This window comes from Armatimonadota bacterium (assembly GCA_031081585.1).
Lineage (GTDB): Bacteria > Sysuimicrobiota > Sysuimicrobiia > Sysuimicrobiales > Humicultoraceae > Geohabitans > Geohabitans tengchongensis.
Genome location: JAVHLY010000056.1, coordinates 1 through 8,847, shown reverse-complemented (window position 1 = coordinate 8,847; position 8,847 = coordinate 1). Strand labels below are relative to the sequence as shown.

Sequence of the window (8,847 nt, the reverse complement as noted above, 5' to 3'; positions counted from 1 at the left end):
GTAGGACGCGGCGATGACTTTGTAGAGGTCGCCTTCCAGGCGGACGGCCATGCCCGGCCGCAGCTCGGATGCCAGGATCATCCGCGCTCACCCCCGGCCTGGCCTCTCCCGGACCTGCGCCGTCACCGCCCCGGGAGCGGGCCCGGCGCCGGCCCCACACCCAGTATACGGCGCCGGCAGGACGGCCCCCCACCGGGCGGCCAATATCTCCCCACATCCCGTCCCGGCGGCCGCACGGCAGGATCCGCCGGCGGGCGACGCGCGGAGGTGAGGGCGATGGCGCAGACCTACCGGGCCGAGCAGGTGGGCAGCCTGCTCCGCCCCCCGGACCTGCTGGAGGCGCGGGCCCGGGGTGCCCCCGCCGACGAGCTGCGGGCCCTGGAGGACGCCCACATCCTGCGGGTGCTGGGCCGGCAGCGGCAGCTGGGCCTGGACATCTTCACCGACGGCGAGCTGCGGCGGCGCAATTTCATGAGCGACCTGGTAGAGGCGGTGGAGGGGTTCGACCTCACCCAGGGGCTGCCCCGGGACTGGAAGGGTCAGGACCAGGCTCCGCCCCCCAGCGCCGTGACCGGCATCGTCACGGCCCGGCTGCGTCAGGTGCGGCGGCTGACCGCCCACGAGGTGGCCTTCCTGCGCCAGTACAGCCCGGGCCCGTTCAAGATCACCCTGCCCAGCGCCAACCAGTTTCCCGCCATCGCCTTCAAGCGTGGGGTGACCGACCGCGTGTATCCGGACCACTCGGCGCTGCTGTGGGACATCGTGCCGATCGTGCGCCGGGAGATTGCCGCGCTGCTGGAGGAGGGCGTGACCTACATCCAGCTGGACGCCCCCCGCTACAGTTACTACATCGATCCCCGGTGGCGGGAGTACATCCGCGCCGAGATGGGCCTGGAGCCCGACCGGGCGCTGGACGAGGCCATCCAGGCCGACAACGCCTGCCTGGAGGGCGCCCGACGGCGGGGCGTCACCATCGCCTTCCACCTGTGCCGGGGCAACAACCGCAGCCAGTGGTACGCCGAGGGAGGCTACGACCCCATCGCGGAGAAGGTATTCACCTCCTTGCAGGTGGACCGATTCCTGCTGGAATACGACGACGAGCGCTCGGGGACGTTCGAGCCGCTGCGGTTCGTGCCGCCGGACAAGACGGTCGTCCTGGGCCTGGTCAGCAGCAAGCGCCCCACGCTGGAACCGGCCGAGCAGCTGGCGCGGCGCATCGACGAGGCCAGCCGCTACGTGCCGCTGGAGCGGCTGGCCCTCAGCCCCCAGTGCGGGTTTGCGTCCACCATGGAGGGTAACCTGCTCTCCGAGGAGGATCAGTGGGCCAAGCTGGCCCGCGTGGTGGAGGTGGCCCGCCGCGTGTGGGGATAAGGCGCGCGCGGCGGCGCGGGCCGCCTACACCGCGGTGGCTTGCAGGGGCCCCGAGGGCGTCCCGTAGGTGTAAAACGTCTCCGGCAGCCGCCCCCCGAACCAGATGCTGCTTTTCTCCAGGTCGGACTCGGTGGCCACGTCCCACACCACCGTCCGCCAGGTGGGGTCAAAAATCAGGTAGCCGGTGTCGCCGAACAGTTCCACCCGGGTTCCGCCGGGCTCGAAGGCATACAGGAAGTAGGCCTGGGTGGTGCCGTGCTTGCCGGGCCCGGCCTCGATGCGCACGCCGTAGTCGTTGAAGACGTCGGCGGCGTCCAGCAGGTGCTGGGGGTAGCCGTACCAGAACGCCACGTGGTGGAACCGGCCCCGCTGGCCGGCGGCATCCCGCATCACCGCGATCTCGTGCACCAGAGGGCTGACGCTCAGCCACGCTCCTACCTCCACGCCGCGCTCGCCGATCTTCTGCTCCCGCAGGCGAAATCCCAGGTACTCCTGCAGGAACTGGCGCACCGGGGCCACCTGGCCCGCCATCAGGTTGACGTGGTCGAGGCGGCGCACCGGCACTCCCCGCAGGGGACGCTTCTGGGGCCGGTTGCGCAGCGCGGTGCGCATCTCCTCGGGCGCCCGGTAGTACTCAACCTCCCACACCAGCTCCATGGGATGACCGTCGGGCGTCTGGAAGCGGTAGGCGGGCCCGTGGCCGGGGCCGCCGTCGCTCCAGCCGCACCCGTAGCCGCCCGCCTCCAGCCGCCGGACCGCGTCCTGCAGGGCCTCGGCGGACGCCGTCCGCCAGGCGATGTGGCCCAAACCCGGCCCGGCCGCCTCGGTGACCACCAGCGTGTGGTGGTAGAAGTCCTCGTAGGCCCGCAGGTACACCGACCGGCCGCTGCGGGTGGTCTCCTCCATCCCCAACAGCTCCCGGAAAAACCACAGGGTGCGGTCGGGGACCGCCGTGAGGATCTCTACGTGGGCCAGCTGCGCGACTGCGGGCTGCGTCATCGCATCCTCCCCTCCCCGGGCGCCGGCAGGGTCCCTTCTGCCTGCGCCATCTCCATCAGGATCTGCGCCCCGTAGTTGGCCGCCGACAGGCCCCGGAACAAGAACGCCAGCCCCACCACCGCCGCCAGCTCCTCCCAGGTGGCACCGGCCCGGCGGGCGGCCCGGGCGTGCAGCCCGGCGGCGTCCTGCAGGTGGGACAACAGGATCCCGAACAGCATCAGCTGCGCCGTCTTGGTGTCCAGGCAGGCCGGATACATGAAGTGCTGCCGCAGCTGCTCCTGGAGCCGCAATCCCTGCGGATCCACACGCGCCAGCAGTTCGGTCCGGGCCTGGATGCGCGGCGGAACCATCCCCAGCAGGTCGGCGTAGACCGCCCGCACCTGCTGCAGTTCCTCCTCAGTCATGCGGCGCGGCGGAAGGCCCTCCGACATCGCATCCTCCTCCCCGGCATCATCCCCGCTCCTGCCCCGGCGCCCTGTCCAGCGCCCGGGGGGATGGCGCCAGCGCGCGTCGGGCCAGGCGGCGGCGCAGGAGGCGCGCGATCTCCATCAGGCCGCCTGGCACCGCCATCACCACCAGGATGAACAGCAGGCCGAACACCACCAGGTGGGCCTCGGTCACCGACAGCGCCAGGGCCTCCCGCACCACCACGAAGAACGCCGCCCCCACCACCGGCCCGGCAACCGTGCCCACGCCGCCCAGATAGGTGATCACCAGACTGTCGAAGGTCCACACCGGACTGAACACAAACTGCGGGTAGAAGCTGGGGTGGTAATAGCCGAACACCGCCCCGGCCGCCCCCGCGCAGGCGGCGCTGAGCACGACGGCGGCCAGCTTCAGGCGGAACGGGTCCACCCCCACGCTGGCCGCCACGTCCTCATCCTCCCGGACTGCGGCCAGTCCCATCCCCAGCCGCGACCTCCCCACCGCCCACGCCACCGCGGTGACGGCGGCCGCCAGCCCCACCCCCAGGTAGTAGCGGGGCAGCAGCCGGTAGGAGGCGATCAGGGGGGCCGGCAGGGCGGAGACCTCGGGCCAGGCCGACGCCGCCACCACCCGCAGGATCTCGGCGATGGCCAGCGTGCCGATGGCGAAGTACGGCCCCCGCAGGCGCAGCGACGGCAGGGCGACTAGGGCTCCGGCGGCGGCCGCGGCCAGGCACCCTCCGGCCAGCGCGGCCGGGACCGGCACGCCGCTCACCCACAGCGCCCGGGTCGCCAGCGCCCCGACGCCGAAGAAGGCGGCGTGGCCCAGATTGACCTGACCGGCATATCCGGCCAGGAGATTCCACGACTGGCCCAGGGCCACCGACAGGGACACCAGGAAGACCCACGTCAGGACCGCCGGCGACGCCACCAGCGGAAGGGCCGCCAGGACGGCTGCCAGCGCGGCCACCGCGACCATCACGCACCCCGCCCGAACAGCCCCTCGGGACGCACCAGCAGCACGGCCACGAACACCGCCAGCCCCACCACCTCCCGGAAGACGCCCCCCAGGGCAAACGCCGCCGCCGACTCGGCCACGCCCAGCAGCACGCCCGCGATGAATGTTCCGAAGATGTTGCCCAGACCGGCGAGGACCACCACGATGAGGGCCTTCAGGGTCCAGCTCAGGCCGATGGCGGGGCTGACGGCATCCGAGACGGCCACCAGCGCCCCCGCCACGCCGGCCAGAGCGCAGCCCAGGGCAAACGCGGTGCGGTAGACGCGCCCCACGGGCACGCCCATCAGGGAGGCCGCCTCCCAGTCCTCGGCGGTCGCCCGAATGGCCCGCCCCAGATCCGTTCGCTGGAGGATCAGGTGGAGGGCGGCCAGCGCCACGCACGCCACCCCCAGCCCCGCCAGCCGGGTCACCGGGGCGACCAGCGGCCCCAGGCGCAGCACCATCCCGGCGTAGCCCGCGGTGACCGCCCGCTCGTCCGCCGTCCACGCCAGGATGGCGGCGGCGTGCAGCGCCAGGGCCAGGCCGAAGCCGATCAGGATGGACATCTGAATCCGGGACTCCTCCGCCAGGCGGGCCAGCCGGGCGAACAACGCGCGATACAGGACCGCTCCCGCGGCGAAGAGCGCCGGGCCCACGAGAAGGACGGAGGCAAACGGGTCCACCCCCCACAGGGTGAACAGCCAGACCGTCCCGTACCCGCCCAGCATCAGCAGCTCGCCGTGGGACACGTTGAGCATCCGCAGGACGCCGAAGACCAGGGCCAGCCCGACCGCCGCCAGGCCGTACAGACCCCCGATCAGGGCGCCGAAAGTCACATTCTGCAGCCAGATCTCCACGCTACCGCCCCACGTAGGTGCGCCGGACCTCGTCCCGCGACAGCAGGTCCGCGGAGTCGCCCTCGGCCAGGACGCGCCCGCGGGCCATCACGTAGCCCCGGTCCACATGGCGCAGCGTCGGCACCAGGCTCTGCTCGGCCACCACCACCGCCACCCCGGTGCGGGCGATCCGGCGGACGGTCTCAAAGACCACGCCGGCGATCACGGGAGCCAGCCCCAGCGTCGGCTCGTCCAGCAGCAGAATGCGGGGCTGGCTCATCAGCGCCCGGCCGAACGCCAGCATCTGCTGCTCTCCGCCCGACAGCGTCCCCGCCAGCTGAGACCGCCTGGCCGACAGGACGGGAAACAGGGCGAAGACCTCCTCCAGAGTCTGCCGCCGCCTCGCCCGCGCCCGGGCCGTGTACCCGCCCAGCAACAGGTTGTCCAGGACCGACATGCGTGAGAACAGGCGACGTCCCTCGGGCACCAGCGCGAGACCTCGCTCGACCACCGCCGCGGGGGACAGGCCGTCCACCCGCTCGCCGGCCATCCATACCTCCCCGCCCAGCGGCCGCAGCAGTCCGGCCACCGTCAGCAGGGTGGTGCTCTTGCCGGCGCCGTTAGGACCGACCACACCGACGACTTCCCCCTCGCGGACGTGCCAGCTCACGCCCCACAGGACCTGCTGGCCGCCCCGGGCCGCCTCCAGCGCACGGACGTCCAGCACGGCCGCCACGTCCTAGCCGTCTCCCAGGTAGACGTCCACCACCCGGGGGTGCGCCAGCACGTCGTCGGGCGCGCCCTCGGCCACCTTCTCCCCGGCGTGGAGGAAGACCACGCGGTCGCACAAAGCCCGCACCGCCGCCACCGCGTGCTCCACCAGGACCAGGGTGATCCCCTCGTCCCGCAGCCTCCGGAACAGGGCGATCTCGGCGCCCACCTCCTCCTCGCTCAGGCCGGCCAGGGGCTCGTCCAGCAACAGCAGCCGCGGGCCGGCCGCCAGAGCACGCGCCACCTCCAGGCGCCGGCGCTCCGCCAGGGTCAGGGCGACCGCCGGCTTCTCGGCGTGTCCGGCCAGGCCCACCCGGGCCAGCAGTTCGTCGGCGTCCGCCCGGGCCCGGTCCGGCGACCGCTGCCGGCCCGTGCCCCACATGCGGGCCACGGCCACGTTGTCCCGCACCGACAGGCGGCCCAGCGTCCGGACCAGCTGGAAGGTGCGCGCGATGCCCAGCGACGCGCGGCGGTGGGCCGGCAGGCCGGCGATGGGGGTCCCCGCGAACCAGATCTCGCCCCGGTCGGCGGCGATCAGGCCCGTCACCAGGTTGAACACCGTGGTCTTGCCCGACCCGTTGGGTCCCAGCAGGCCGACGATCTCCCCCTCCCGCACCACAAACGTCAGGTCCCGGACGGCCACGACGCCGCCGAAGGCCTTCCACAGACCGCGGACGTCCAGCATCGGGGCAGGATCTACCGCCTCTGCCAGGGCAGGGCCGGATAGGCCAGCGGAGCGGTGGCGAACTCCCGGGGCCACACCAGCTCCTGGCGGCCGTTCTGCCACTGGACGACGACCACCGGAACGGGGCTGGTCCCGTCGGCACGGAACCGGACCCGCCCGACCACCGTCTGGAGGTTGGTGGCCGCCAGGGCGTCGCGGATGCGCTTGGGCTCCAGCGACCCCGCCCGCTGGATGGCGTCGGCCACCACCTGCACGCAGGCGTACCCGGGCCCCACCAGCACGTCGGCCGGACGGCCCAGGCGCTGCTGGTGCTTGGCGTTCAGCTCGGCGGCTCCGGGGAACCGCACCGCGTGGTGCCAGCCGGGCATCAGCAGGGCGTAGTCCCCGTCGCGGCCCAGGTTCTGGGTCCAGGCCACCGCGTCGGCGGCGCGGATGGTGACGTAGGCCCGGGGCGCGTAGTCCAGCTCCTTCATCTGCCGGATCAGGGTGAGGCCGTCGGGCGGGGTGGGCACGGACAGGACCAGCTCCGCCCCGGCGGCCTTGGCGCGCAGGATGATGTCGCTCATGTCCCGGGTCCCCACGGTGTACTCGCCCCGGAACACCACCTCATAGCCGAACTCGGTGGACCGGGTCAGCCACAGGGACGCCATCTCCCGGCCCCAGTCGGTCCGCTCCGCAAAGATGGCCACCCGGCGCGGCCGCCGGTCGGCCGGCACATACGCGTTGAGCATGCGGTAGGTCTCGATGGCCAGCTCGGGCGACTTGGGAAACGGGCTGAACAGGTACCGGAACCCCCGCTGGTGGATACTCCACAGGGCGAAGGCCACCCCGCAGTAGGGAATGCGGTTCTTCTCGGCCACGGCCGCCGCCGCCGCGTGCAGGTCGCTACCGAACCCGCCCAGGTAGACGGCGATGGCCTGCTGGGCCAGGGTGTCCATCCGGCTGACGGTCTTGGTGGGGTCGGACTCGTCGTCCAGGACCACGAGCTCCACCCGCAGCCGCCGCCCGCCCACGGCGAGGCCGCCCGCGGCGTTGAGGTCCTCCACCGCGATCTCGTAGCCGGCCCGCACCTGGGCCCCGCCTGAGGCAAACCGGCCCGTCAGCGGGACCACCGCTCCCAGCCGGACCACATCGGCCGGGGCCGCCACCCCGGCACCGGACAGGACCGACAGCACCACGCCTGCCGCCAGGACCACCGCGCAGCCTCTCACGGCCCACCTCCCGCCCCGAGGGTTGTTGAAACTGTTTTTTCTCCCCTGCCGGCCGGCTCCCTGTCCCGGCGCGGGCCCTGCTGCGGCGGGCGGGGGTGGTGGTATCATCAAGGCATCCCGGGGCACACTGGCCCCGGGATGCCGCAGGCGCCGTGGAGATACCGGACCGGACGCAGGTGGGGATCGTCGGCGCGGGACCCGCCGGGTTGCTGCTATCGCACCTGCTGGCCCGCCAGGGGATTGCCAGCGTGGTGCTGGAGGCGCGCAGCCGCGCCTACGTGGAGCAGCGCATCCGCGCCGGCGTGCTGGAGGACGGCACCCGGCAGATCCTGGAGCGAGTGGGTGTGGCCGAGCGGCTACGGCGGGAGGGCCTCCGCCACGGCGGCATCGCCATCGCCCTGAACGGAGCGCTCCACCGCGTGGACTTTCCCGCCCTCACCGGCGGCCACACCATCACCGTCTACGGACAGCAGGAGGTGGTCAAAGATCTCATCGCCGCCCGCCTGGCGTCGGGCGGGACGGTGGCCTTCGAGGCCGAAGCGGTGTCCCTGCAGGAGGTCGACTCTCCCCGCCCGGCGATCGTCTACCGCGCCGGCGGAGAGGTCCGGCGGCTCGCCTGCGACTTTGTCGCCGGCTGCGACGGCTTCCACGGCATCTGCCGGGAGGCGGTGCCGGCGGGCGCGCTCACGGTGTTCGCGCGGGACTACCCCCTGGCGTGGCTGGGGATCCTGGCCCGCACCCGACCGGCCCACCAGGAGCTGATCTACAGTCCCAGCCCGGAAGGCTTCGCGCTGTTCAGCATGCGCTCGCCCACCCTGGCCCGCAACTACCTGCAGGTGGCCCCGGACGACCGGCTGGAGAACTGGCCCGACGAGCGCATCTGGCGGGAACTACAGCGGCGGGTCGGCCGCGCGGCCACGGTCGAGCCCGGGCCCATCCTCGAGCGGGGGATCACTCAGATGCGCAGTTTCGTGGTGGAGCCGATGCAGTACGGCCGCCTGTTCCTGGCCGGGGACGCCGCCCACATCGTGCCCGCCACCGGGGCCAAGGGGCTGAACCTCGCGGTGGCGGACGTGGTGGTCCTGGCGCGGGCCCTGGGACGGTACTACCGGGACGGCAGTGCGGACCTGCTGGCCACATACTCGGAGACCTGCCTGCGGCACGTGTGGCAGGGAGAGCACTTCGCCTGGTGGATGACCGTGCTGATGCACACGGTGGATGACCCGTTCGCCACCCGCCTCCGACAGGCCCAGCTGCACCAGGTGACGTCGCACCCGACCCTGTCCCGCTACTTGGCCGAGCACTACGTGGGGATGCACACCAGCGGCCTGTACGTGGAGTGGGTGCCGTGACCGCCCCCCACCTGCTTACCGCTACCCGGCTGGCCGCGGCGGTGCGCGCCGGAGAGGTCTCGGCGTCCGAGGTGGTGGAGGCGTGCCTGGACCGCATCGCGCGGCTGGACTCCTCCCTGCAGGCCTGGGTCGTGGTGGACGCCGACGGCGCGCGGGCGGCCGCCCGGGTGTTGGACCAGGAGGCGCGGGTGGGCCGTCTG

General features: G+C 72.8%; 10 protein-coding genes. 3 read left to right on the top strand and 7 right to left on the bottom strand.

The window, feature by feature from the left end:
- The first annotated feature begins 276 nt into the window (after positions 1 to 276).
- Positions 277 to 1,371 (top strand): methionine synthase, encoded by a 1,095-nt coding sequence (locus RB146_13765; GenBank protein ID MDQ7830031.1) that lies wholly within the window; start codon positions 277 to 279, stop codon positions 1,369 to 1,371.
- 24 nt (positions 1,372 to 1,395) lie between these two features.
- On the opposite strand, the gene RB146_13760 is transcribed toward RB146_13765, so the two are convergent.
- Genes RB146_13760 through RB146_13730 form a run of 7 tightly spaced genes read right to left on the bottom strand, consistent with a single transcriptional unit; the run spans position 1,396 to position 7,295 of the window.
- Complete coding sequence (locus RB146_13760; protein MDQ7830030.1) at positions 1,396 to 2,370, bottom strand: catechol 2,3-dioxygenase; 975 nt, start codon at positions 2,368 to 2,370, stop codon at positions 1,396 to 1,398.
- Positions 2,367 to 2,801 carry a carboxymuconolactone decarboxylase family protein gene (locus tag RB146_13755; GenBank protein MDQ7830029.1) on the bottom strand — a complete coding sequence of 145 codons (435 nt, stop codon included), beginning with the start codon at positions 2,799 to 2,801 and terminating at the stop codon, positions 2,367 to 2,369. The genes RB146_13760 and RB146_13755 overlap by 4 nt, the downstream gene beginning before the upstream one ends.
- 19 nt (positions 2,802 to 2,820) lie before the next feature.
- Positions 2,821 to 3,774, bottom strand: coding sequence for a branched-chain amino acid ABC transporter permease (locus RB146_13750; protein ID MDQ7830028.1), 954 nt, complete (start codon positions 3,772 to 3,774; stop codon positions 2,821 to 2,823).
- Positions 3,774 to 4,649: a branched-chain amino acid ABC transporter permease gene (locus RB146_13745; GenBank protein ID MDQ7830027.1), complete on the bottom strand. Its 876-nt coding sequence runs from the start codon at positions 4,647 to 4,649 to the stop codon at positions 3,774 to 3,776. The genes RB146_13750 and RB146_13745 overlap by 1 nt, the downstream gene beginning before the upstream one ends.
- Before the next feature lies 1 nt (position 4,650).
- Positions 4,651 to 5,355, bottom strand: a complete 705-nt coding sequence (locus RB146_13740) for an ABC transporter ATP-binding protein (protein MDQ7830026.1) — start codon at positions 5,353 to 5,355, stop codon at positions 4,651 to 4,653.
- A 12-nt stretch (positions 5,356 to 5,367) separates the two neighbouring features.
- Positions 5,368 to 6,084, bottom strand: a complete 717-nt coding sequence (locus tag RB146_13735) for an ABC transporter ATP-binding protein (GenBank protein MDQ7830025.1) — start codon at positions 6,082 to 6,084, stop codon at positions 5,368 to 5,370.
- A gap of 11 nt (positions 6,085 to 6,095) precedes the next feature.
- Entirely contained in the window at positions 6,096 to 7,295 is a 1,200-nt protein-coding gene (locus tag RB146_13730; protein MDQ7830024.1) for an amino acid ABC transporter substrate-binding protein, read from the bottom strand.
- 152 nt (positions 7,296 to 7,447) lie between these two features.
- Here RB146_13730 and RB146_13725 point away from each other — a divergent pair, with 152 nt between their 5' ends.
- The gene (locus RB146_13725) at positions 7,448 to 8,647 is read left to right on the top strand and encodes a 4-hydroxybenzoate 3-monooxygenase (protein MDQ7830023.1); all 1,200 of its coding nucleotides are present in this window, start codon (positions 7,448 to 7,450) and stop codon (positions 8,645 to 8,647) included.
- Positions 8,644 to 8,847: amidase (locus RB146_13720; GenBank protein MDQ7830022.1), on the top strand; the 204-nt coding region annotated here is incomplete at its 3' end. The genes RB146_13725 and RB146_13720, both read left to right, overlap by 4 nt.

Bases quoted from the DNA above. Each gene is read 5' to 3' on its own strand.
- RB146_13760 (MDQ7830030.1), bottom strand. From the start codon at position 2,370: ATGACGCAGCCCGCAGTCGCGCAGCTGGCCCACGTAGAGATCCTCACG.
- RB146_13750 (MDQ7830028.1), bottom strand. From the start codon at position 3,774: ATGGTCGCGGTGGCCGCGCTGGCAGCCGTCCTGGCGGCCCTTCCGCTG.
- RB146_13765 (MDQ7830031.1), top strand. From the start codon at position 277: ATGGCGCAGACCTACCGGGCCGAGCAGGTGGGCAGCCTGCTCCGCCCC.
- RB146_13755 (MDQ7830029.1), bottom strand. From the start codon at position 2,801: ATGTCGGAGGGCCTTCCGCCGCGCCGCATGACTGAGGAGGAACTGCAG.
- RB146_13735 (MDQ7830025.1), bottom strand. From the start codon at position 6,084: ATGCTGGACGTCCGCGGTCTGTGGAAGGCCTTCGGCGGCGTCGTGGCC.